Below are 21197 nucleotides of genomic sequence, written 5' to 3' on the forward strand. Positions count from 1 at the left end.
TCGCTCCCACGGGGACCTGGTACAGGCAAATCCCCCATACAGAATTAGCGTCATCGAGGTTATTTGAAATGAATGTACTCATCATCGGCAGTGGTGGCCGCGAACACGCTCTGGCGTGGAAAGTCGCTCAGGACCCACGTGTCGTGAAGGTTTTCGTCGCGCCGGGTAACGCTGGCACAGCCATCGAAGCCAAGTGCGAGAACGTCGCCATCGACGTACTGGCCCTTGAGCAACTGGCTGACTTCGCTGAAAAGAACGTCTCCCTGACTATCGTTGGCCCGGAAGTACCGCTGGTTGCCGGCGTCGTCGACTTGTTCCGCAGTCGTGGTCTGGATTGCTTTGGCCCAACTGCTGGCGCCGCTCAGCTGGAAGGCTCCAAAGCATTCACCAAAGACTTCCTGGCACGTCACAAGATTCCGACCGCCGATTACCAGAACTTTACCGAGATCGAGCCTGCGCTGGCTTACCTGCGCGAAAAAGGTGCTCCGATCGTCATCAAGGCCGACGGCCTGGCTGCGGGCAAAGGCGTCATCGTCGCCATGACTCTGGGCGAAGCCGAAGATGCCGTTCGTGACATGCTGGCTGGCAACGCGTTTGGCGAAGCAGGTTCGCGGGTCGTCATCGAAGAATTCCTCGATGGCGAAGAAGCCAGCTTCATCGTCATGGTCGATGGCAAGAATGTCCTGCCAATGGCCACCAGCCAGGATCACAAACGTGTAGGCGACGGCGACAGCGGTCCTAATACGGGCGGCATGGGCGCGTACTCCCCTGCTCCCGTGGTGACGGCCGAAGTTCACCAGCGCGTAATGGATCTGGTCATATGGCCGACTGTCCGAGGCATGGCTGACGAAGGTAACGTTTACACCGGCTTCCTCTATGCTGGTTTGATGATCGACAAGGCGGGCAACCCCAAGGTTATCGAGTTCAACTGCCGCTTTGGCGATCCGGAAACCCAACCGGTAATGCTGCGTCTGCAATCGAGTCTGGTCTTGCTGGTCGAGGCCGCGCTGGCCCAGGCGCTGGACAAAGTCGAAGCTCAGTGGGATCCACGCCCAAGCCTGGGCATCGTTCTGGCCGCTGGCGGCTACCCGGGCGATTACGCCAAGGGTGCAGCCATCAAAGGCTTGAGCGACGCCGCGCAGTTGCCGGGCAAAGTGTTCCACGCCGGTACTGCCTCGCAAGAGGGTGAAGTCGTGACTAGCGGTGGACGAGTGCTGTGTGCAACGGCGCTGGGTGAAACCGTAGGCGATGCGCAAAAACACGCCTATGCTCTGGCCACCAGAATCGATTGGGAAGGTTGTTTCTACCGCAACGACATTGGCTATCGCGCCATTGCCCGCGAGCGCGGCGAAGACCAGGAATAGTCTTGCGTCGAGCTATCTTCAGGGTCGGCAGTTATTCATGCCGGCCCTGACGGTTCGAATTTACGACTTCACTGTTTCACAACGTTATAAGGCATTCATCTACGAAGGGATTTCATTGTGCGCTGGCTCAGGATTGCCAAAAGTTTGACCGTCGGGCTGCTGGCCCTGCTCTTCGTGCTATCGGCCCATGCCGAGCCGAGTGCAGGCTGGTCAACATTGCTCGACAACCAGGCAAGCCTGCAACTGAGTGATGTCCGCTCCGCCCGCTATCAGAATGAATTCAGCCCCACAGGGCTAGATCAGGTGACTGCCGCCGATCGCAACGGCGCGCTGTGGCTGCACTACCGCATGCAGCCTGAAGAACACGAGCAGCTGCTGCGCATCTTTGCCCCGGATCTAGCCAGTCTGGACCTCTATGTCCTGGACGGTGAAAACATCGTCAATCATTCCCGCACCGGCAACGACGTGCCACCGCAGAACCAGGTTCTGCGGGCCACCGACTTCATGCTGCCGCTGCCCCAGCGCAGTGCCCCGCTGGACATCTACCTGCGACTGGTTTCCACCCAGCAACTGCGCCCGAACATAACCCTGGAGCCTGCCATCCTCAGCGCTGCCGACGAGCGCGAGCCGTTTCTGTTCGGCTTGCTGTTCGGGTCGCTGGCGATGCTGATCGTACAAAACCTGACCCGCTACGCGCACACCCGCTCCCAGACCAACCTCTGGCTGGCGGCATGCGAAGGCTTGCTGGCACTCAGTGCACTACTGCTGCTGAACCTGCTGACTCCCTGGCTCAAGACCTGGCACATCGCGCAAACCCCAAGCGCCCATTTGACGCTGCTGCTGGCGGCAATAACGGGCCTGAAATACACCCAAAGCTTCTTTTCCCTCCATCAGAACGTGCTGCTCAACCGGCTATTGATGGGCAGCATGCTGACGATCACGCTGGGCGGGTTACTGGTGTTTTTCGTCGATACGCTACCGCTGAACCTGGCGACGTTCGCGCTGGTGACCTTGTCGACGTTGAGTATCCTCCTGACATCGGCATGGCATTGGCAGCGTGGCTACTCGCCTGCGCGGTTGTTTGTGGTCGCGATGGTGACGTTCAACATTGGCTGCCTGGTGATCCTGCCTGCCCTGCTGTGGCTGACCTGGATTTCTCCGCAATGGCTGATTCTCACCTTGCTGGCAGTGTTCTGCGGTAGCGGTCTGCTCATGAGCATCGCCATTAGCGAGCGCCATCGCAGCTTTACCGAAGACAACTTCAGCATCAGCCGGAATGAAGCCGCGAGCACGGCAGAAATCAACGCCAAAGCAGAGTTTCTGGCCAAAATCAGTCATGAAATCCGCACCCCCATGAACGGCGTGCTGGGTATGACCGAGCTGTTGTTGGGTACGCCGTTGTCGGTCAAACAACGTGACTATGTGCAAACCATCCACAGCGCGGGCAATGAACTGCTGACCCTTATTAACGAAATTCTCGACATCACCAAGCTCGAATCCGGACAGATCGAACTTGACGATGTGCAGTTCGATCTCAGCGCCCTGATCGAAGACTGCCTGAATATCTTCCGCGCCAAGGCTGAGCAACAGGATGTCGAGCTGATCAGCCTGATCCAGCCGCAAGTACCACGGGTCATCAGCGGTGACCCGACACGCCTGCGACAGACCGTGTTGAGCCTGCTGGAAAACGCGCTGAAGAAAACCGACGAAGGCGAAATTCTGGTATTGGTCGCCCTCGACAGCAGGGTGGGTAAGCCGCGCCTGCGCATTGCCGTGCAGGACAGTGGCGAATCCATCTCTGCTGGCGAACGCGAGGCGCTGCTACAGGCTGAATTGCACAGCAAGAACTTCATGGCAGCCAGCAAGCTCGGTGGGCATCTGGGGCTGGTGATTGCACGGCAGCTCATCCTGCTGATGGGCGGTGAGTTCGGTATTCAAACCGGCGGCAGCCAGGGCAGCACGCTGTGGCTGAGTCTGCCACTGGACGCCAGTCGTCTTGAGCGTCCGCCGCTGGATCTGGACATCCCGCTGCTGGACGCACGGGTACTGGTCGTCGACGACAACGATACCTGCCGCAAAGTACTGGTGCAGCAATGCAGCAGCTGGGGCTTGAATGTCAGCGCCGTGGCGTCTGGCAAAGAAGCCTTGGCGCTATTGCGCACCAAGGCACATCTGCGCGATTACTTTGACGTGGTGTTACTCGACCAGAACATGCCCGGTATGACAGGTATGCAGCTGGCCGCCAAGATCAAGGAAGACCCGAGTCTAAACCACGACATCCTGCTGATCATGCTCACTGGTATCAGCAATGCGCCCAGCAAGATCATCGCCCGCAATGCGGGGATCAAGCGCATCCTGGCCAAACCGGTGGCGGGCTATACGCTTAAAACCACGCTGGCCGACGAACTCACCCAGCTCAATAAAGGCATATCCAGCTACAGCCCCGCGCCGGTTACCAGTAATGCGGTCAGCGTGCCCGACGACTTCCGGATTCTGGTGGCCGAAGACAACACCATCTCCACCAAAGTCATTCGTGGCATGCTCGGCAAGCTGAACCTGAACCCGGATACGGCCAGCAATGGTGAAGAAGCCTTACGGGCGATGAAAGCCCAGCGTTACGATCTGGTGCTGATGGACTGTGAGATGCCGATTCTCGACGGTTTCACCGCCACCGAGCAGCTGCGCGCATGGGAAGTCGGCAATCAGCGAGTGCGCACGCCCGTAGTCGCTCTGACGGCCCACATCCTCACCGAACACAAGGACCGCGCACGTCAGGCAGGTATGGACGGACACATGTCCAAACCGGTGGAGCTGTCCCAACTGCGCGAACTGGTCGAGCACTGGGTCGCACAGCGCGACAAGATCCGGGCGTCGACCTCAGTCGGCAACCTCTATCAACAAAATTGAGCGTGGCCCCGACAGCCATACCGGTTGCGCCCTGATAGACTCCCCCCACTTCATTACCTGCCGCCGAGCTCAAGCCATGCTCCACGTGTTGTTCAGCGTTTATCTCAAGATGCTGGTGCTTTATAGCCCGTTCTTCGTTCTGTCCTGCTTTATCAGCCTCACTCGCGGCCATTCGCGCAAAGAGCAGCGTCGACTGGCGTGGAAGGTGGCACTGGGAACGCTGGTTGCCAGTGTTTTGCTTTACCTGTTCGGCCGGGTGATTTTCAGTGTGTTCGGCATCACAGTCGACGCCTTCCGGATTGGGGCTGGCAGCGTGCTGTTCATTTCGGCGCTAGCCATGGCTCAAGGCAAGTCAGCCGTACAGACCGACAACGTTCAGCAGGATGTGACCATCGTCCCGCTGACCATCCCGCTGACCGTCGGGCCGGGCACCATCGGTGCACTCCTGGTCATGGGCGTCAGCCAACCCCACTGGGATGACAAACTCACCGCGATTCTCAGCATTGCCCTGGCCAGCTTCACTGTAGGTGTGGTGCTGTATTTGTCCAACCACATTGAACGTATTCTCGGCGACCAGGGCTTACAGATTGTCAGTCGGTTGATGGGCTTGTTTGTGTGTGCCCTGGCTGCGCAGATTATCTTTACCGGTGTGCAGGGATACTTAGTGCGATGAGGACGATCCGCACGTCTTATCCACAGTCCCATTCGTGCCCTCACTTTCACCCAGCTCAATGATCAGCGTCGAGCGACGGGGACCTAGCATTTCCAGAATCGTATCTTTCATGTCTTCATAGGGGTCAGCGTAAAGCTCGGTTGTCATGAGGCTGAGCTCAACATTACCAACGACCTGTTCTTGCTTTATTAGCGGCAAGATGGAAAGGCTTGGCAATGCACTGCTGGTTTTGAAGGAGATGAAAACCTGGGTCAAAAACGGTGCCTTATCGACGACAACCAATTGCAGCGTCACGGTGCGCGAAGACAAGTTTTCTTTGGAAGTGGCAGCCGCAAATGAAGTCTTTGGAAAGTCAGCCTGACTGGGTAGCGATTGCGTAGTGTGTTGCTCAAGGAGCTTGAGCGCTGTGCCATTGTCATTCTGCAGACGCGTGAAGACAGCTTCGGCCTGGCTGAGTCCCCCAGAAGAGATCTGCTTGCCGAGCGCGTTCTTGATCATGCTCCACAAGGAATCCTGTCCTTCAGGTGTGATGCTCCGCATCTCTCTTCGCGATGCTTCTTGGCCTAACACTACCATCAGCCTGGAATATTCCCGCAACCATGCCTCAGCATCGATAAATAGGTCATGCTGGCCCGAGGCAGCTAGCTGATAAAACAAATTACTCGTTAGTACATCATCTATAAAGTCCGGCGGCACAGCATTGCCAAACATAAACAGACCACCTGCGTTTACGAAATTACGTTGCATAACTTTGTCCATTCCTTCGCTTATTCATGTCGTCATCAATGCAGAGCTACGACGGACCGTAGCTCTGCATATTTCACGTCAGCCTTTGAGTTTAATTTCAAGCAGCGTCTTACGTTGGTATTCCTTTAACTTGCTTTCGACAATGTCCCGAACATCTTCGTAACTTTCGGGAAACAACTCCATGACATTCTCCGCACGCTGAATGGCTACCTCAGACCGGCTCCACTCCCAGAACAACACATTGGTGATATTGAGGCTAGTGCGAACATTCACTGCGCCCATCGCCATTACCACATCACCTTCCGGAGACTGAGCACTTGCAGCAATGGCGAACTTTGCGCCGTTAGGAGTTTTGCTCGACTGTTCAAACAAACGCAATGGTTTGTCATCACCCTTGAGTGCGTCCACCGTATCTCCCGCTATTTTAAGCAATACTGCAGCAGCAGGGCCAGGCAGTGCGGCGGCGATGATGGTTGACTTGAGAATGTCCAATGCCACCTTTTCCATGGTGAGATGCGTATTGCTGGCACGGTAATCAGTGGTGGACCATTCTGGCGATACCCAGCCACATAACGCCATCAATTCTTCGTATCTCTTGAACCACGCCACCCCGCCCCTGGGATGGTCACTGCTGGCAACCAGCGAGCAGAACTGGATCGTGCGTCTGACGATAACCTTGTTTTCCCTGGACATGCCAGCCACGATAGAAAGAATAGTGTCATTACTTACCATCGCCTCGGGCTTGGCTTCGTCAATACTAAAGCTACCAATCCGGGAAGACGGCCGCGGCGTATTATCGCAACTCAGATCACAACTCCCCAACAACTCCCGCCGACTTTGAACACGGGACTCTTTAACCAATTCGCTTAACATATAAACTCCATTTAAATAAATCAATAACGTCCTTCGTGGACATCCTTAAGGTATTCCAAACGCCAAAAGCCGTCCAGCCGCCCCATAAACCAAGAAACGGTGGCAACATGCTATAACATGGACAATTAAACAAAGCCGGTTTGTCGTGCCAAGCCAATAAGGGCAAGGCCCTGGGAGTTTTTTAATAATCGGATCAGTACCACATCAGACTATTTCACACCGAGACGGTTAAACATCCCCTCTTGTACCGATGAAAACTTCCGTGCTCGGCATCGCAATATCTTAAAGCTAAAATGACTTTCTCCTACACGAAACACGGAAATCCTAAACTCACAAATCTTACCATCTTCATAGGTTTATCAAACGCAGCTTTTCACGTCTGACACCGGAAAGCCGGGATCGAATATAATCTCGTCGCTCCGAATAAGCCTGTTCGCTGAATCTATATAGACCTCCCTCCAACCGGACCACCATCTCCCGATCCTCATCGAGATTGAATAACCCGCCGGAAAAAGTTTCAGTGCTCACTTGCAAGGCACAGACGGCTATCACTACGGTACCTTCCCCGATGTTTTCACAAGGAGCTATCTGAAAACGGCTGAAGGCTCCCGCACCGGAACCAAACTGAAAAAAGTGATCCGCGAACTGTTTTAATTGAACAGCTTTGAAGGATCGACGAGCCAGGTCCTCCAGGCCAGCGGTTCCGTTAATCCCCTTGACTCCAATATTGAGATACTCAAGCTCCCTAACATTATTGATTACCGTAGGTGAGTGATCAAAACGGCTAATCAGCTCGCATCTGGCGAACTGCAACTGCTTGCGGTAGTGCAACGTCCAGCCTGCCCACCGATCACGCCGGTCTATCTGACCCGCAAAATGATCCGCATACATCAGCATATTCAGGATATCGGTTCGCTGATCGCGCGAAACACCTGTAAAAGAAACCAGATTAGTGGTGGTGATTACAGCATTACTTTTTGCTTCAGTCATTATCTACACTCCATGTAGTACCAGGAGCTTTGACATTAGTTAACGAGGCGATGATCGTCTACAGCCTTACAGCATTTACAGATCCGTCTTACCGAGAATAGTCCTGAGCTTAAAAGCCACCTCTAGGAGCGCGCTTGGCCACGACGGTGTTTAAGTCAGGCAGAAGATTTCCCGCTGAAACAACGCAGCGCGGCCAAGCGCGCGCCTACAGGTACTTGTCATGGCCTACTGGCTTTTGGGATACCAACGCGGCGTATAAACCCACTGACGCCCATCCGGCCGGGCGAAGGTGCAGGTTGTCGAGGAGCCGATCAAAACCATGGTGCGCATATCGACCTGGTCCGGGGTCAACTCGCCCAAGGTGATGATCCGCAACGTCTGCCCCGGTCGGCCTATATCTCGACCCAGGGTCACAGGCGTTTCAGGTGCGCGGTGCAGACGGACGATTTCCAGTGCGCGACCCAGTTGCCATGGGCGTGACCGGGAAATAGGGTTGTAGAACGCCAGCGCCAGATCAGCCTGGGAGGCCAGGTCCAGGCGCTTTTCGATGATTCCCCAAGGCTTGAGGTTGTCTGACAGGGACATCACGCAGAAGTCATGGCCCAGCGGCGCGCCTGCCTGAGCGGCGGTCGCCAGCGAAGCGGAGACACCCGGCAGGATTTCCAGCTCGATGTTATGCCAATCGGCATTACTGGATTCGTGCAGGGCTTCGAGCACCGCCGAGGCCATGGCGAAAACCCCGGGATCACCGGACGACACCACCACTACAGAACGCCCGGACGCGGCCAGTTCGAAGGCATGGCGAGCGCGCTGCATTTCTTCGCGGTTATCCGTGCAATGCATCACTTGATCAGCACGGAACGGCCCGGCCATACGCACGTAAGTCTCGTAGCCCAATATGTCGTTGGCGCGAGCCAGCTCAGCCTTGACCGCCGGGACCATCAAATCGGGGGCCCCAGGCCCCAACCCGATGACCGCCAGCCTGCCCCGCGCCTTACCAATGCGCTGAACATCCAGCGGCTGCGGCGCCACGGCGATAGCCAGCCCTTCGTTGACATTGATCGGCGGCAATAATTGCGGCACCGCCTGAGTGGCCATTTCCAGCGCTGAAGCCTGAGCAACAAAGCGCAATGGCACGTCCAGTTCAATGGCAGCCTGTTGCAGCAACGGGTCGGCCATCTGCGAATCAGCCGCCAGCAGACAGGCCAGGGATTGCACGGCGATGCCCGCGCAGTGAAGCGCAGCGCACACGCGAACGCTTAATTCGGCGTCAATATCAGTAACAGCCACCGCCACGCTGCGTGGGTAGATAAGCAATTCGTTAGCCGATGGCTCGCGCTTGGCACAACTGACGTGAATCGCCAACTGCGCGTGTTCGTCCTGTGGCAGTTGAGCTTGGGCCAGCCAGGGTGCAGCACCTTCGATGCGCACGCTTTCGCCAGACAGCAAATCCGAAACAAAGCGCTTGCCCAGCTCCAGATCGCCCAAGGCATAGCCGGTTGGCGGGTTGAGCAGGCAGGTGCCGAAACGTAATTCGCCACTGGTGGTGATCGCCGGGGCGATGCCCAGACCGGCAGCAATTTCCCGGGCCATGACGTTGACGCCGCCCAATCCACCCAGCAGCGGAACCACGGCAGTGCCGTCTTCGGCAATGGCCAGCACCGCGGGCTCCGCGCCTTTCTCCAGAAGCAGAGGTGCGAGGGTGCGGATCACGATTCCGGCGGCGCACAAGGCAATGATCGGGGTGTTCTGCTGATAAAACTGACGCAGCGTGGTGCCGAATTCGCTGTAGGTTCGATCCGAACCCTGCACCCGGTCCAGCAGGCCGTAAATCAGTGAATCCGGGTACAACTGCTGAATGCGTTGTGCGGTGGCAAGGCTGCCATTGCCCAGGATCACAATGGCCGGAATGTTATGCGCCATCAGCCTTGCCACCTTTCGCCCGGAACAATGATCAGCGAGAAATAAGGCGACGACATGGGTACGACTTCATCCAGCGGGACAATTTTCTGGTTGGCCATGGTAGCGCGCTCCACATACAGCGCACGTTCGGCCAGGCCCAGTTCTTCAAGCACCAGACGGACTTTTGGAAAGTTGCGACCCAGTTTCATGATCACTGCGGCATCTGCATCGGCCAGCTTGCGCTTGAGTTCTTCATGGGACAGCACGCCGGACAGCACTGACAGGCTCTGATTGCGATACACCAGCGGTGCACCCAGCACTGAAGCGCCGCCGAGCATCGAACAAACCCCCGGCACCACTTCGGCCTCGTACTTATCAGCGAGGCGGTCGTGCAGGTACATGTAGGAGCCGTAGAAGAACGGATCGCCTTCGCAGATCACCGCCACATCGCGCCCGGCATCCAGGTGCGCGGCAACATCGATGCTCGACTCGTCATAGAAATCACTGATGACTTTTTCGTACGACATCGGTGCAGGCAGCGCTTCGGTAGTCACCGGATAAACCAGCGGCATCAGCGTCTGCGCGTCCTGCAAATGGCCTTCGATGATGCCGAAGGCGTTGCCTTTCTTGCCCTTGGCGACGAAGTAGGCAATCACCGGCGACTCACGCAACAGGCGCAACGCTTTGACGGTAATCAGTTCCGGGTCGCCGGGGCCGACGCCCAGGCCAATCAATCGACCGCGTGCCTGCATCATTCGATCTCCGTGGCCAGTGCGTTGACCGCAGCCACCGCCATGGCGCTACCGCCGCGACGACCCTGCATGATCACAAACGGAACGCCACGGCTATCGGCGGCGAGCATGGCCTTGGATTCGGCAGCACCGACGAAGCCCACCGGGAAGCCGAGAATCAGTGCCGGTTTCGGCGCGCCTGCATCGAGCATTTCCAGCAGATAGAACAGTGCAGTTGGCGCATTGCCGATCACCACGACGCTGCCTTCGAGATGCGGACGCCACAGCTCCAAAGCCACGGCTGAACGGGTATTGCCCAAATCCAGCGCCATTTCCCGCACGCCTTCATCATGCAGGGTGCAGATGATCTGATTGTTGGCGGGCAGGCGTGTGCGGGTAATACCTTCGGACACCATGCGCGCATCACAGAGGATCGGCGCACCCGCGGCCAGCGCATCACGACCGGCTTTGCCGGCACCCGGCGAGAAGCGCAGGTCTTCGATCACCTCGACCATGCCGCAGGCGTGGATCACCCGCACGGCGAGTTTTTCCAGGTCGGCAGGGATCGTATCCAGGCGCGCTTCAGCGCGAATGATCGAGAAGGAGTTGCGATAAATCTCCTGACCATCGCGGATGTAATCAATCATGGGTGTTGCTCCGTGAGTCGGCGATCAATAACGCGCCGACTGCTTCAATAGTGAGGTCACGCGCTTGCAGGGCACCAAATCCGGGCTGGCCTGCATCGCGAAAATAAAGGTCGTAGTGGCCGGGGGAAACCGCCAGCAACGTCACCGGGGCAAGATGCGCCGCCGCGCAAGAACGCTTGCAGGCTGACAGGTGCACTGCTCGGCTTATCCCGCTGTTATGCAATTGATCCGCCAGCAGACGCGCATCGGCCTTGGTATCGGCCTGGCCCTTGGCGCAATCAGTGGAGCCGGTGCAGGCAATGATTTGCCCCAGGGATTGTTCAGGCGAACAGAGCAGCCCGGCGGTTTGCAGCGCCTGCAGCACGTGCGGCGCATGCTCGGTGGGGATATTGGGTAACAACAGACTTTGCCAGGGCGTAAGGCGCAAGCTGCCATCGCCAAAATCAACGGCCAGTTGCGCCACGGTGGTCAGCATCGCCGGATCCAGACGCCCCAGCGGCGCGACACCGCCGACGGCGACCTTGCCCGGTTCGCGCTGTGGATAAATGCCGATGTGCTGATGAGGCGCAATGGCTTGGCGACGCCAGCTGGTTACTTTCTGATCAGCCCGCAGCGGAAAACCCAATCGCATCTGCAACTGCTGAAGCATTTCCCCAGGCGACTGCTCTGCCAACAAATGCCGCATGCGTACCTGTTCGGGGCGAGCCGTGTCGAGAAATAACTCCAGCACCGCCAACACCAGATCGAGGGCTTTTGCGACAGGGGCTGCGCCCAACGGCGAATCATCCGCAGCACAACCGGCCAGCCCAAAGCCCAGCAGGACGTCGCCATCGATTTGCAGCGCTGATAGCCACAGATCGTGGGGATGTTCGAGCATCACCAGACCTTCGCCGCCATCCAGCGACAGGGCGAACTTGGGCGACAAGTCGTGAAAACGCGGGTTGCTCTCCAGCGCGGCGAGAATCTGCCCGGCCAGTGGCCGAACATCCAGCAGCATCTGTGAGTCAAGGCCTGCCGTGGGGCTGAGCATCAGGTTGCGCACGTCGTCACTGTCCGGGTTGTCCGGTCCGAGACCGGCCGTCAGCAAGGTGTCAATCAGCCCATCCTGTTCGGCGCCGATACCGCGAATCTGTAGATTGGCGCGGTTGGTGACTTCGATCACCCCATGGGCATAGCGCTGCGCCGCGTGGGCCACGGCGTGCGCCTGAGGGGCGCTGATCGAACCGCCCGCCAGTTTGATTCGACAGATGCCACCGTCCAGCGCCGGGACGATACGCAGCAACCCCGGACAAGCCGAGGGGCGTAGCGATGCGGTTGGCGTGCGAGCGGACTTCGGCTCGATCAATGGATCACCGTCAATTAGGTCTGACATTTAGGTCTGAATGGACACGTTGTGCCCGATGGCGCGGTATTATGCCTGCTTTGTCCGCAGGCATGAAAAGCCGCTCTGTCGGAAGATTGGATTGAGGTAAGCAAATGTCGCCCTGGCTGACAGTCGTGGGAATCGGTGAAGACGGTTACAAAGGCCTGGGCAAGAACGCCCGGCATGCCTTGCTGCGTGCCGATCAGGTGTTCGGCGGGCCGCGTCAGCTGGATTTGCTGCCACCGTGTATCAAGGCTGAACGTCGCGCCTGGCCGAGTCCTTTTTCCCTGAGTCCGGTTGTGGAACAGCGCGGCGCTGAAGTGTGTGTGCTGGCCAGCGGCGATCCGATGCTGTTCGGTGTGGGGGCCAGCCTCACTCGAGTGATAGCGGTCGAAGAAATGCAGGTTTTCCCGGCGCCCTCCTCCTATTCATTGGCAGCAGCAAGGCTGGGCTGGCCGCTGCAAGAGGTCGTCACCCTGTCAGTGGTCGCCCGGCCATTGGCGGCGCTGAACGCGCAATTTCATCACGGCGTGCGTTTGCTGGTCCTGAGTAACGATGGCAGCAGCCCGGCAGCGATTGCCGGATTGTTGCGTGAAAAGGGTTTCGGACCGAGCCGCATGACCGTGCTGGAACATTTGGGTGGCAGTGCGGAGCGGCGTCTGGATGGTTTGGCAAGCGAATGGGCCAACCCGGACATTGCTGCACTGAATCTGGTGGCTATTGATTGTCGTGCCGATCCCCACGCCATACGCCTGTCCCCCTTGGCCGGTCTGCCTGACGCAGCGTTCGAACACGACGGCCAACTGACCAAGCGCGACGTACGTGCCATCACCCTGGCGCGTCTGGCCCCGGTGCCGGGTGAATTGTTATGGGATGTCGGCGCCGGTTGTGGCTCCATCGGCATCGAGTGGATGCGCGCTCACCCCACGTGTCGAACCCTGGCGATCGAAGCCGATGAAGGCCGCCAGCAACTGATCGAATTCAACCGCGATGCGCTGGGCGTGCCTGGACTGCAATTGGTGCGCGGCAGCGCGCCTCAGGCACTGGCAGGGCTGGAGCAGCCGGACGCGATTTTCATCGGCGGTGGCGTGACTCGCCCCGGCGTGCTGGAGGCGTGCTGGCAACAACTAAAATCCGGCGGTCGGCTGGTCGCAAACGCGGTGACCCTGCAAAGCGAAGCCGCGCTGATGGCCTGGCGCGATCTGCATGGGGGTGAGCTCACTCGCATCCATATCGCCCACGCCAAACCCTTGGGCGAGTTCGATACCTGGCGCCAGGCCTTGCCGATCACCTTGCTGGACGTGGTCAAACCCTGATGCGCAACGAAACCGCCGAACAACCCGCCCCACTGCGCAGCGGCCTGACCACCGGCAGTTGCGCCACGGCCACCTGCCTGGCAGCCGCACGGCTGTTGCTCGGAGGTGAAGTCAACGACGCGGTCGAGATCGTCCTGCCCAAAGGCAAGCATGTACAGATGCGTCTGGAGTTTTGCCGACTGATCGAAGACGGCGCAGAAGCCGGCACCATCAAAGACGCCGGCGATGACCCGGACGTAACCCACGGCGCATTGGTGTTCACTCGGGTGCGATTGTTGGAGGTTGCCACCGTAACCTTTATTGCGGGCGCTGGCGTCGGCACCGTCACCCGGCCAGGGCTGGTCCTCAAGGTTGGCGAACCGGCAATCAATCCGGTGCCGCGAATGATGATGATCGAGCACCTGCAAAAACTGGCTGACGAAACCGGTTACAGCGGCGGTTTCGAAGTCACAGTGAACGTCGAGGGCGGCGAAGCCCTGGCCCTGAAGACCATGAATCCGCGCCTTGGCATCCTCGGCGGGCTGTCGATTCTGGGCACCAGCGGCATAGTCCGGCCGTTTTCCTGTGCCGCCTACATCGCCTCGATTCATCAAGGCATTGACGTCGCCAAGACCAATGGCTATCAACACATTGCGGCATGCACCGGTAATGCCAGCGAAGACACCATGCGCCGGGTTTATCAAATGCCGGACATTGCCCTGATTGAAATGGGCGACTTTGTCGGCGCGGTGCTCAAACATTTGCGCAAGGTCCCGGTGGCCAAACTGAGCATCTGCGGCGGCTTTGGCAAAATCAGCAAACTGGCGGCCAGACACATGGATCTGCACAGCCGCCACTCCAGCATCGACCTGCCGCAACTGGCACGCTGGGCCGCTGACGGCGGCGCTGACGAAGCGTTGCAACAGGCAATTCGCGAAGCCAACACCAGCCAGCAGGCACTGGCGATGTGTGCCGCTGTGGGCGTGCCGTTGGGCGATATTGTTTGCCAGCACGCGCTGAATTTTGCGCGCAGTGTGGTGCCGGAGCAGGTTGCCGTGGAAATTTTCGCCATAGACCGTCAGGGCGAGATTGTCGGGACTGCGGGCGTCTTGTCATGAGGAGTCGGGCATGAAGCGGCTGTTATTGCTTGGCGGCGTTACGGATGCGCTGGCCATAGCTCGAACACTTGGGCCGCAGCATATCTACAGTCTGGCGGGCGTGGGTCGGGTGCCTACTGATCTCAACTGTCAGGTGCGGGTCGGCGGCTATGGCGGTGCTGAAGGCCTGGCGCGGTTCATCACCGAGCAAGGAATCGATTTACTGGTAGACGCGACCCACCCTTATGCAGCGCAGATCAGCCACAACGCCGCCCGCGCAGCAGAGTTGGCCCAGGTGCCTTGCTGGGCCTTGCGCCGCCCGGCCTGGCAGGCTGGGCCGAAGGATGACTGGCGCGAGGTGGCTGACTGGAGCGAACTGGTCCAGGCCCTCAAGCCCTTCAAACGCCCGCTGTTCACGTTAGGCCGCGAACCCTTGCAGCATCTGGATGACATCCCCGAACAGCAGTTCTGGACCTTGCGCGCCCTGGAAAATACCTTACGAGATCTGCCACAGCACGAGCGCTGCGAAATCATCGGCGCACGGGGGCCCTTTCTGCTGGAAGACGAGCGCGCGCTCTTTGAGCGGCGCGCGATTGATGTACTGATCAGCAAAAACAGCGGCGGCGATGCGACCGAGGCCAAGCTGGAAGTGGCGCGGGAATTGAGAGTGCCGGTGTTGATACTGAAGCGGCCGGTGTTACCGGAAGTTGACCGACAGTTTGATTCCCGTCAGGCATTGCTTGAGGCGTTGGGTCACAATTACCTTTGAATTACGCGCCACTGCTGGAGCGAGGCTTGCCCGCGAATCAGGCACCGCGGTATATCAGTCATACCGCGTCATTGTTCTTCGCGGGCAAGCCTCGCTCCAACAGGGTTCCGGGTAATCCCGCACATTGGAGATTTTTCATGCTGAAACACCTGCTCATCCTGGCGGCGCTTTTGCTGCCAGCCACTTACGCCAGCGCGGATGACTACCACCTTGGCGAGCTGACGATTGCCAGACCATGGTCCATGGAGTTGCCGCACAATGCGCCAACGGTGGCGGCGTACTTTGTCATTCACAACAGTGGCCAGACGGCCGACAAACTGTTGAGCGTCGACAGCCCGGTCGCTGGTCTCGCCCAGCTTCACGAGCATGTTCATGCCAATGGCCTGATGAAAATGCAGCAGGTGCCCGCCGTAGAGGTTGCAGCAGGCAGCGATGCGGTGTTCGCACCAATGGGTTATCACGTGATGTTGCTGGAGCTGCAAGACAAGTCCAGACTCACCGACGGTCAAACCTTCCCGCTGACCCTGCACTTCGAAAAGTCCGGTGAAATCACGGTGCAGGTTCCGGTGATGAAACAAGCGCCCGACGCCATGAAACATAGCCACTGATAAAAGATTGAAATGAGATACAAGCGCCTGTCAGACAGCCGATCAACCCCGCAACCTCGTGTAAACCGAGGGGCGTGGCTGAGCCTGTTTGCCATGTTGCTGATTTTCGTCGGCCCGCTGATTTCCCAGTCGATGCCGATGGAGCATCACACGGGCATGACGATGCCCATGTCTGCGTCCATGGATATGGACATGGACATGGATATGCCGTCGCACTCGGCCGCTCATGGCTCGGAGCATGGCGCACAACCTCGCGCCCCAGTGGCAGGTGCGGATGACGGCGCTGACCATGCCTTATGGGCCAAGTGCGGCTATTGCACCTTGCTGTTCAGCTGCCCGGCACTGATCCAGAGCGTTGCGATCATTGCGTTGGCGGCGGCAAGGCCCGCAGACCTTTTCAACGCGGTGACCCAACCCGGTTACGCCCGCAGTAATATTTTCCCCAACGCCCGAAGCCGCGCCCCTCCCCTGTTCGCCACGCGATAAATCCAGTCTGATTACGCACCCCGCCCACGGACCCTGTCTGTCGGCGGGCTGCGTCGTGTGTCGCTCTATGGAGGGCATTGCCCGTGTCCAAACCGTCTGTATCTTTTTATAACCTCGCCTGGCGCTGGCATTTCTACGCCGGCCTGTTTGTCGCCCCGTTCATGATCATGCTGTCACTGACCGGGATTATTTACCTGTTCAAACCCCAGCTGGACAACCTGATGTACAGCGACCTGCTGCACGTCACACCCAGCCACCATCAACTAAGCGCCGAGCAGCTACAGCAGCGGGTGCTGAGCAAATTTCCACAGGCCGCAGTCAGCAAATACTTCCCGCCACTGAATGCAGAAGGCAGTGCGCAATTTGTGGTGCAGCAAGCCGGTCATGAGTTGAATGTCTTCGTTGACCCGTACCGAGGTGAAATCCTTGGCACCCAAGATGCGAAATTCAATCTGCAAGCCATCGCCCGCTTGGTACATGGCGAGCTGATGATCGGCACCGTTGGCGACCGGCTTGTGGAGCTGGCGGCAGGCTGGGGCATCATGCTCGTGGTCTCAGGGCTTTACCTGTGGTGGCCGCGGGGTAAATCCCCGGCAGGTGTGCTGTGGCCACGGTTCACGAGACGAGGCCGGGTGTTGTGGCGTGATCTGCATGCGGTGACCGGCTTCTGGGGCTCGGTGTTTTTGCTGTTCATGTTGCTCAGCGGCATGGCCTGGACGGGCATGTGGGGCAAGCAATATGCGGAACTGTGGAACACTTTCCCCGCTGCCATGTGGAATGACGTGCCCAAATCCGATCGGCAGGCGGGAGAGCTGAATACTGGTAATGTGCAAACCGTGCCTTGGGCGCTGGAGAACACGCCGATGCCGGTTTCCTCCGGCGATCATGCCGAGCACATGAACCACGGCAGCATGCACGCAGCTCCGGCCGCGCCCAAAGTGTCACTGCAGCAGGTGGTAGATATCGCTACCGAACGGGGCATCGAACCGGGCTACAGCATCACCCAACCCAAAACCGCCGATGGCGTGTTCACCGTCTCGGTATTTGCCGATGACCCGCGCAATGACGCAACGCTGCACATCGACCAATACACCGGCAAGGTGTTGGCGGACGTACGCTGGAGCGATTACAGCGCGGTATCCAAAGCCACCGAACTGAGCGTGATGCTGCATGAAGGCAAGTTTTTTGGCTGGTTGAATCAGCTACTGATTCTGCTGGTGTGCCTGATGATTCTGTTGGGTTCCATCAGTGGCCTGGTGATCTGGTGGAAACGCCGCCCCGCAGGCGGCCTGGGCGTCCCGCCACTGCGTCATGATCTACCTCGCTGGAAAGCGGCGATGGTCATCATGTTCGGCCTGGCCGTGGCATTCCCGTTGGTCGGGGCTTCACTGGTGGTGGTGTATGTGATGGATCGGTTGGTGTTGTCGCGGTTCATGAAACCAGTCACCGCATAAGCATTCTGTTGGAGCGAGGTTTGCCCGCGAAGAACGATGACGCGGTCTGACTGACATACCGAGGTGTCTGATTCACGGGCAAGCCTCGCTCCAACAGAAATGCGGTAAACCAACCTCACCCTCAACATGAGCAACCCGACATGCACCATTCCGCGCTGATCCGTACAATGCCCGTTTGCATTCATGGCGCCGTTCAATGTCATCCCTGACACTTACCGATATCACCTGGTCCCCGCCGGAGCATGAGCATTGCCATCATCGCTTCAAGCTGCGCGATACCAGCCTGCACGTTGCCCCCGGTGAGTTTGTCGGGTTGATCGGCCCCAATGGCAGCGGCAAAACCAGCCTGTTGCGCTGCGCCTATCGGTTCAGCGAACCGTTGCAGGGTGAAGTGCTGCTGGATAAAGACAACCTGTGGGAGCAGGCACCTCGCTGGTGCGCCCAGCGTATTGCCGTGGTGCTTCAGGAGTTTCCGGACGCCTTTGGCCTGACCGTCGATGAAGTAGTCGCCATGGGCCGCACCCCGCACAAAGGTATGTTCGACGGCGACACCCGGCAGGATCTGCAGATCATCCGCGAAGCCCTGGCGTGCGTGGGCCTGCAGGGCTTTGAGGATCACGCCTTCGCCACGCTGTCGGGTGGGGAAAAACAGCGGGTGATCCTGGCCCGTGCCCTGACCCAACAACCGCAACTGCTGATACTCGACGAACCCACCAATCACCTTGACCCACGTTATCAACTTGAGCTGCTGCAACTGGTCAGGCGCCTGAAGATCGGCACCCTGGCGAGCATTCACGATTTGAACCTCGCAGCGGCGTTCTGCGACCGTTTGTACGTGATGGACGGCGGAAAAATCGTCGCCAGCGGCACCCCCACCGAAGTCCTCACCGCTGACCTGCTACGGGAGGTGTTCGGTGTCGAAGCGCTGGTTGATCGCCACCCCATTTCCGGCTACCCACGTATTACCTGGATCACTCACCCATGAAGTCCGTTCTCACCCTTCTCTGTCTGGGCCTGCTGTCCTTTTCCGCTTGGGCAACAGCCGCTGAATACCCGGTCACCATTACCAGCTGTGATCGGCAAGTGACCTTCGACAAGGCGCCGACCCACGCCGTCAGCCATGACATCAACATGACTCAGATGATGCTGGCTCTCGGCCTGAAATCGAGCATGGCTGGCTACAGCGGGATCAGCGGCTGGAAAACCGTCACCCCTGAGTTGCGCAAAAGCCTTGAAGGCTTGCCGGAGCTGGCGGCCAAATATCCGTCGGTTGAAACCCTGCTCAATGCCAACGTCGATTTCTTCTTCGCCGGTTGGGATTACGGCATGCGCGTCGGCGGCGACCTCACCCCGCAAACCCTGGCGCCGCTGGGCATCAAGGTCTACGAGCTGACCGAGTCCTGCGCTTTCGTGATGAAGCGTGAAGCCGCCAGCCTCGACGACACTTATACGGACCTGCGCAATCTGGGGCGGATTTTCAACGTACAGGATCGTGCCGAACAGCTGATCGCAAAGATGCAGCAGCGCGTGGCGAAGGTGCAGGCGACTTTGCCCGTAACCAGGCCAAGGGTATTTCTGTACGACAGCGGTGAAGACCGGGCCATGACTTCAGGGCGTCTGGCCATGCCTCAGGCGCTGATTACCAGTGCAGGCGGACGCAACATTCTCGATGACATCGACGCCAGCTGGACCCGGGTCAATTGGGAAACGGTAGTCGAGCGCGACCCGCAAGTGATCGTGATCGTCGACTACAGCGAAATCACCGCAGACCAGAAAATTCAGTTCCTGCTGAACAATCCGGCCCTGCAATCGGTCGACGCCATTCGCAACAAGCGCTTCATCGTCATTCCATATGTGGCCGCCACGCCCGGCATCGAGAATATCGACGCCATCGAAACCCTGGCCGCCGGTTTTCACGGCAAAGCTCTCCAAGGCAAAGCTCTGTGAAATTTCATCTGCCGCCGACGCTGGTGGGCCACGACCGTTATCGGTTGCTGTTGCTGATCCTCGGTATCGCCCTGCTGGCGTCCTGCGTGCTTTCGCTGGGATTTGGCTCGGCGTCGGTACCGGCTTCGGTGGTCTGGCAGATTCTGCTGCATAAAGTCTTCGGTTTCGGACCTGATGCACCCACCTGGAGTGCAGGACAGGAACATATCGTCTGGCTGATCCGCGTGCCACGCATGCTGCTGGGTGCACTGGTGGGTGCGGGTCTGGCCTTGACTGGCGCGGTTCTGCAGGCCACCACACGCAATCCACTGGCGGATCCACATTTGCTGGGAGTGACCTCCGGGGCAACGCTGGGGGCGGTGATTGTGGTGTTGCATGTAGGCGAACTGATCGGCGTCTTGACCTTGCCGTTGGCGGCCTTCATTGGCGCGCTGTGCAGTATGTTGATGGTCCTCGCCATTGCCAGCCGCCAGGGTCGGCTGGACAGCGACCGGCTGTTGTTGTGCGGGATTGCCGTATCGTTCGTGATGATGGCGCTGGCTAATCTGCTGCTGTTCATGGGTGATCACCGAGCGAGCTCGGCGGTGATGTTCTGGATGCTCGGCGGGCTGGGTCTGGCGCGCTGGGAGTTGCTCGGCATTCCAGCATTCAGTGTGCTGATCGGCCTGGTTTTACTGTTGGCCATGGCCCGCTCGTTGAATGCGCTGATGGCTGGCGAACAGACCGCCGTGACTCTTGGGCTCAATGCCCGCAATGTCAGGGTCAAGGTGTTCCTGATCGCCTCGCTGATGACCGGGGTAATGGTGTCCATCAGCGGCTCCATCGGTTTTGTTGGCCTGATGATCCCCCACATCGCCCGCCGTCTGGTGGGTGCCGAGCATCGCCGACTGCTGCCGGTGTGCGTGCTGATGGGCAGCATCTTCCTGGTCTGGGTCGACGTCGCGGCCCGCACTTTGATCGCCCCTGAAGATTTGCCGATTGGAGTAGCTACGGCTGCGATTGGCGGGCTGTTTTTTATTGGGTTGATGCGCAAAAGATGAGGGTTATTAAGTCTCAGCTTGAAATACAGCCCCCTGTGGGAGCGAGCTTGCTCGCGAAGGCGATTTCCCTGCTGCTGGAAATATATCGGATGTCCCGGCCTCTTCGCGAGCAAGCTCGCTCCCACAGGTAATCAGGCACCGCACACAGATATCACCGCTGGCACCAAACCAGCGCACCTCAACGCACCACCTCGCCACCAAAGCCCCAATCCAGTGCGCATTTTCCTGTCCAACCCGACAGCTTCGCCCTCTGGCGCGTTATTTCGCTGCTTGGCCCAGCCTTTGCAAAACAGCTTTCAGATAT

Annotated in this window: 19 protein-coding genes; 12 read left to right on the plus strand and 7 right to left on the minus strand. The window is 58.6% G+C overall.

The window, feature by feature from the left end; translation table 11 throughout:
* Positions 1-68: 68 nt before the first annotated feature.
* The 3 genes from purD to IV01_RS03310 all read left to right on the plus strand — a co-directional run bounded on the left by purD (position 69) and on the right by IV01_RS03310 (position 4944).
* A complete protein-coding gene (gene purD / locus IV01_RS03320) occupies positions 69-1364 on the plus strand; it encodes a phosphoribosylamine--glycine ligase (RefSeq protein ID WP_032631131.1) in 1296 nt (431 codons plus the stop codon).
* Between the two features lie 117 nt (positions 1365-1481).
* Entirely contained in the window at positions 1482-4271 is a 2790-nt protein-coding gene (locus tag IV01_RS03315; RefSeq protein ID WP_032631132.1) for a hybrid sensor histidine kinase/response regulator, read from the plus strand.
* A gap of 76 nt (positions 4272-4347) precedes the next feature.
* Positions 4348-4944, plus strand: a complete 597-nt coding sequence (locus tag IV01_RS03310) for a MarC family protein (protein ID WP_032631133.1) — start codon at positions 4348-4350, stop codon at positions 4942-4944.
* On the opposite strand, the gene IV01_RS03305 is transcribed toward IV01_RS03310, so the two are convergent.
* The 7 genes from IV01_RS03305 to cobG form a co-directional block, all read right to left on the minus strand.
* Positions 4933-5691, minus strand: coding sequence for a hypothetical protein (locus IV01_RS03305; protein ID WP_154232271.1), 759 nt, complete (start codon positions 5689-5691; stop codon positions 4933-4935). The two genes, IV01_RS03310 and IV01_RS03305, sit on opposite strands and share 12 nt — an antisense overlap.
* A 78-nt stretch (positions 5692-5769) precedes the next feature.
* Entirely contained in the window at positions 5770-6564 is a 795-nt protein-coding gene (locus tag IV01_RS0125500; RefSeq protein WP_050507952.1) for a hypothetical protein, read from the minus strand.
* A gap of 348 nt (positions 6565-6912) precedes the next feature.
* Positions 6913-7554, minus strand: a complete 642-nt coding sequence (locus IV01_RS03300; protein ID WP_032631135.1) for a hypothetical protein — start codon at positions 7552-7554, stop codon at positions 6913-6915.
* A gap of 225 nt (positions 7555-7779) precedes the next feature.
* Entirely contained in the window at positions 7780-9477 is a 1698-nt protein-coding gene (cobJ, locus tag IV01_RS03295) for a precorrin-3B C(17)-methyltransferase (protein WP_032631136.1), read from the minus strand.
* Positions 9477-10211, minus strand: a complete 735-nt coding sequence (locus IV01_RS03290; RefSeq protein ID WP_418903560.1) for a precorrin-2 C(20)-methyltransferase — start codon at positions 10209-10211, stop codon at positions 9477-9479. The genes cobJ and IV01_RS03290 overlap by 1 nt, the downstream gene beginning before the upstream one ends.
* The gene (locus tag IV01_RS03285; protein WP_032631137.1) at positions 10208-10834 is read right to left on the minus strand and encodes a precorrin-8X methylmutase; all 627 of its coding nucleotides are present in this window, start codon (positions 10832-10834) and stop codon (positions 10208-10210) included. The genes IV01_RS03290 and IV01_RS03285 overlap by 4 nt, the downstream gene beginning before the upstream one ends.
* Positions 10827-12206, minus strand: coding sequence for a precorrin-3B synthase (gene cobG / locus IV01_RS03280; RefSeq protein WP_080290397.1), 1380 nt, complete (start codon positions 12204-12206; stop codon positions 10827-10829). The genes IV01_RS03285 and cobG overlap by 8 nt, the downstream gene beginning before the upstream one ends.
* A gap of 104 nt (positions 12207-12310) precedes the next feature.
* On the opposite strand from cobG, the gene IV01_RS03275 reads away from it, so the two are divergent.
* The 9 genes from IV01_RS03275 (at position 12311) to IV01_RS03235 (ending at position 20893) form a co-directional block, all read left to right on the plus strand.
* On the plus strand, positions 12311-13513 hold the full coding sequence (locus tag IV01_RS03275; RefSeq protein ID WP_032631138.1) for a bifunctional cobalt-precorrin-7 (C(5))-methyltransferase/cobalt-precorrin-6B (C(15))-methyltransferase: 1203 nt from the start codon (positions 12311-12313) through the stop codon (positions 13511-13513).
* A complete protein-coding gene (locus IV01_RS03270) occupies positions 13513-14610 on the plus strand; it encodes a cobalt-precorrin-5B (C(1))-methyltransferase (RefSeq protein WP_032631140.1) in 1098 nt (365 codons plus the stop codon). Before IV01_RS03275 ends, IV01_RS03270 begins: the two co-directional genes overlap by 1 nt.
* A gap of 10 nt (positions 14611-14620) precedes the next feature.
* Entirely contained in the window at positions 14621-15358 is a 738-nt protein-coding gene (locus IV01_RS03265) for a cobalt-precorrin-6A reductase (RefSeq protein WP_032631141.1), read from the plus strand.
* Between the two features lie 137 nt (positions 15359-15495).
* A complete protein-coding gene (locus tag IV01_RS03260) occupies positions 15496-15966 on the plus strand; it encodes a copper chaperone PCu(A)C (protein WP_032631142.1) in 471 nt (156 codons plus the stop codon).
* 12 nt (positions 15967-15978) lie between these two features.
* Positions 15979-16452, plus strand: coding sequence for a DUF2946 domain-containing protein (locus IV01_RS03255; RefSeq protein WP_050507954.1), 474 nt, complete (start codon positions 15979-15981; stop codon positions 16450-16452).
* An 83-nt stretch (positions 16453-16535) separates the two neighbouring features.
* Entirely contained in the window at positions 16536-17906 is a 1371-nt protein-coding gene (locus tag IV01_RS03250; protein ID WP_032631147.1) for a PepSY-associated TM helix domain-containing protein, read from the plus strand.
* Positions 17907-18102: 196 nt separating this feature from the next.
* Positions 18103-18891 (plus strand): ABC transporter ATP-binding protein, encoded by a 789-nt coding sequence (locus IV01_RS03245; protein ID WP_032631148.1) that lies wholly within the window; start codon positions 18103-18105, stop codon positions 18889-18891.
* Positions 18888-19853 carry an ABC transporter substrate-binding protein gene (locus IV01_RS03240; RefSeq protein ID WP_032631150.1) on the plus strand — a complete coding sequence of 322 codons (966 nt, stop codon included), beginning with the start codon at positions 18888-18890 and terminating at the stop codon, positions 19851-19853. The genes IV01_RS03245 and IV01_RS03240 overlap by 4 nt, the downstream gene beginning before the upstream one ends.
* A 23-nt stretch (positions 19854-19876) precedes the next feature.
* Positions 19877-20893 (plus strand): FecCD family ABC transporter permease, encoded by a 1017-nt coding sequence (locus IV01_RS03235; RefSeq protein WP_032631307.1) that lies wholly within the window; start codon positions 19877-19879, stop codon positions 20891-20893.
* The last annotated feature ends 304 nt before the right edge of the window (positions 20894-21197 follow it).

Origin of the sequence: Pseudomonas syringae, assembly GCF_000737245.1 — a bacterium.
In the GTDB taxonomy this organism is placed as follows: domain Bacteria; phylum Pseudomonadota; class Gammaproteobacteria; order Pseudomonadales; family Pseudomonadaceae; genus Aquipseudomonas; species Aquipseudomonas syringae_J.

Coding starts and splice junctions, on each gene's coding strand:
- purD (WP_032631131.1), top strand. CDS start 69: ATGAATGTACTCATCATCGGCAGTGGTGGCCGCGAACACGCTCTGGCG.
- IV01_RS03310 (WP_032631133.1), top strand. CDS start 4,348: ATGCTCCACGTGTTGTTCAGCGTTTATCTCAAGATGCTGGTGCTTTAT.
- IV01_RS03305 (WP_154232271.1), bottom strand. CDS start 5,691: ATGCAACGTAATTTCGTAAACGCAGGTGGTCTGTTTATGTTTGGCAAT.
- IV01_RS0125500 (WP_050507952.1), bottom strand. CDS start 6,564: ATGTTAAGCGAATTGGTTAAAGAGTCCCGTGTTCAAAGTCGGCGGGAG.
- IV01_RS03300 (WP_032631135.1), bottom strand. CDS start 7,554: ATGACTGAAGCAAAAAGTAATGCTGTAATCACCACCACTAATCTGGTT.
- cobJ (WP_032631136.1), bottom strand. CDS start 9,477: ATGGCGCATAACATTCCGGCCATTGTGATCCTGGGCAATGGCAGCCTT.
- IV01_RS03290 (WP_418903560.1), bottom strand. CDS start 10,211: ATGATGCAGGCACGCGGTCGATTGATTGGCCTGGGCGTCGGCCCCGGC.
- IV01_RS03285 (WP_032631137.1), bottom strand. CDS start 10,834: ATGATTGATTACATCCGCGATGGTCAGGAGATTTATCGCAACTCCTTC.
- cobG (WP_080290397.1), bottom strand. CDS start 12,206: ATGTCAGACCTAATTGACGGTGATCCATTGATCGAGCCGAAGTCCGCT.
- IV01_RS03275 (WP_032631138.1), top strand. CDS start 12,311: ATGTCGCCCTGGCTGACAGTCGTGGGAATCGGTGAAGACGGTTACAAA.
- IV01_RS03270 (WP_032631140.1), top strand. CDS start 13,513: ATGCGCAACGAAACCGCCGAACAACCCGCCCCACTGCGCAGCGGCCTG.
- IV01_RS03265 (WP_032631141.1), top strand. CDS start 14,621: ATGAAGCGGCTGTTATTGCTTGGCGGCGTTACGGATGCGCTGGCCATA.
- IV01_RS03260 (WP_032631142.1), top strand. CDS start 15,496: ATGCTGAAACACCTGCTCATCCTGGCGGCGCTTTTGCTGCCAGCCACT.
- IV01_RS03255 (WP_050507954.1), top strand. CDS start 15,979: ATGAGATACAAGCGCCTGTCAGACAGCCGATCAACCCCGCAACCTCGT.
- IV01_RS03245 (WP_032631148.1), top strand. CDS start 18,103: ATGTCATCCCTGACACTTACCGATATCACCTGGTCCCCGCCGGAGCAT.
- IV01_RS03240 (WP_032631150.1), top strand. CDS start 18,888: ATGAAGTCCGTTCTCACCCTTCTCTGTCTGGGCCTGCTGTCCTTTTCC.